This window comes from Arthrobacter sp. SW1 (assembly GCF_001766675.1).
GTDB lineage: Bacteria > Actinomycetota > Actinomycetes > Actinomycetales > Micrococcaceae > Arthrobacter.
In genome coordinates this window covers 1-1,814 of the sequence record NZ_MJLT01000038.1, presented here as the reverse complement: position 1 = coordinate 1,814, position 1,814 = coordinate 1, and the positions used below count along the sequence as shown (strand labels likewise).

Here is a 1,814-nt window from a genome sequence, read left to right as displayed (position 1 = left end):
GCGCTACATCACCAACCCGCCGGGCAACGCGGTGCGCGTTCACCAGCACTTGAAGATCGGCGACGGCGAGGTCAACTGGGACGAGTTCTTCGGCGGCCTCAAGGAGATCGGCTTCCTGGACTCCCCGGACACCGTGATGTGCTCCTCGGTCTTCGCGGAAGACGAGAGCGCCGCGGACGTGGCCCGCTTCCAGTTGGAGACGATGGAAAAGTACGTGGCGCAGGCAGGCTGAGCCCCGGCGCCGCCCTATGCTCGCCACTTTCACCAGCCCGGCGTTTTCACCAGCCGAAACGTGGTTTGCCCGCTCAAATTTGGGCGGGCAAACCACGTTTAAGGCTGTGTTTTCCACATAGAAGCAGGGGAATGGTGTCGGCAGGTGCCCGGGGCGCTTCAGTGGGAGCATGGAATTTCCCCAGGCCACCTTCCTTAGCTCACCTTCCGGCAGCCGTGCGGACGCCACGGCGTGGGAACTGCACCATGGATACAAACGCGGCAGGCTTGTCCGGATCAGGCATGGCGTCTACCTCCCTGCCGAACAGTGGCTGTCCGTCAACGGCTGGGAGCGTTATGCGCTGACGACGGCGTCGCTTGCCATCCGTGGCGAATCTCCTGTTTTCTGCCGGGAGACGGGGCTGCTGCTGTGGGGAGTGAAGCTCGCCGGCCTTCCGCAGGCCGTGGAATACCTGACCAGCCACCGTGACCAGCTGGGACGTGCCGCACCGCCGCGCCTCTACGGCAACAGGGACGCCGTGGAGAAGCTTGGAAAGCAGCTGGTTCCGGACCTTTCAATTCTTCCCACGGGCTTCCGCGACGCCAAACGCCTGGGCACAAGCGCGGGGAGATGGTCAGTGGTGTCGGACCGCCTTGGGCTGCGCCTCCGGGTCCAGGACCTCGATGGGCTCCTCAGCGATACGATCCACCGCCTGCCGTTCCGCGACGCGGTGGTGGTCCTAGACCAGCTCTTGCCGAAGAAGCCAGTGGCCCACGAGCCCGCGCACCAAGCGTCTGTGCACCACAAACCCGCCGCAGCGTATATGCGAAGCGTGGAACACCTCGCAGGCCTCTGCTCCCTGCTGCCGAAAAATGCCCAGCGCGAACGCATGTCCGCGGCGCTCACCTTTGCGGACAGCCGCTCCGAATCCGTGGGCGAATCGCTCAGCCGGGCCGTGATTGCAGAGCTGGGCTTTGAGGTCCCGGAGCTGCAGTTCCGCGTCATGGGCCCGTTCGGGGAGGTGGCGCGCACGGATTTCCACTGGCGGCAGCGGAAACTGGTGGGCGAATTCGACGGCCGCATCAAATACACCCGGGCGCGGGAACTCAGCGGAAAATCCATTGAGCAGGTCGTCGCCGAGGAGAAAGCACGCGAAGACCGCATCCGCGCCCTGGGCTACAGCGTGGTGCGCTGGGAATGGGATGAGCTCATGCAGCCCGGGAGGCTCGCCACCAAGCTCCTGCGTGCCGGCGTCCCCCGGGTACCTCAGAACTCCTACCGGCCGAAGCGTGGGTTGCCGGCCCAAATTTAGGCGGGCAACCCACGCTTGGGCTGGTCAAAGCACAAAGGCTACGCCGTGAACGGCAGCCGGGGGTCGACGTCGAGCCCTTCCCACGTGGTCCGGACCCATCCATGGTGCGGGTCGTCGCTGATCAGCCAGTCACGGACCCGGCCCGGGCCGGCCATCACGTTGAGGTAGTAGAGGTCGTAGCCGGGGGCGGCCATGGCGGGGCCGTGCCAGCCGTAGGGAACCAGGACGACGTCGCCGGTGCGGACTTCGGCATTGACGTCGATGGGTCGCTCATCAGAAGCGTAGACCCGG

The 1,814-nt window shown here is 65.5% G+C and carries 2 protein-coding genes and 1 pseudogene; 2 read left to right on the top strand and 1 reads right to left on the bottom strand.

The features are described from left to right. Both BIU82_RS13345 and BIU82_RS13340 read left to right on the top strand, forming a co-directional pair. A pseudogene (locus tag BIU82_RS13345) lies at nucleotides 1–232 on the top strand (sugar phosphate isomerase/epimerase); the annotation flags it as partial. A gap of 169 nt (nucleotides 233–401) precedes the next feature. After that, entirely contained in the window at nucleotides 402–1,523 is a 1,122-nt protein-coding gene (locus BIU82_RS13340) for a hypothetical protein (protein WP_070349961.1), read from the top strand. Between the two features lie 38 nt (nucleotides 1,524–1,561). Here BIU82_RS13340 and BIU82_RS13335 read toward each other — a convergent pair. Further along, nucleotides 1,562–1,814: 5-deoxy-glucuronate isomerase (locus BIU82_RS13335; protein WP_171906554.1), on the bottom strand; the 253-nt coding region annotated here is incomplete at its 5' end.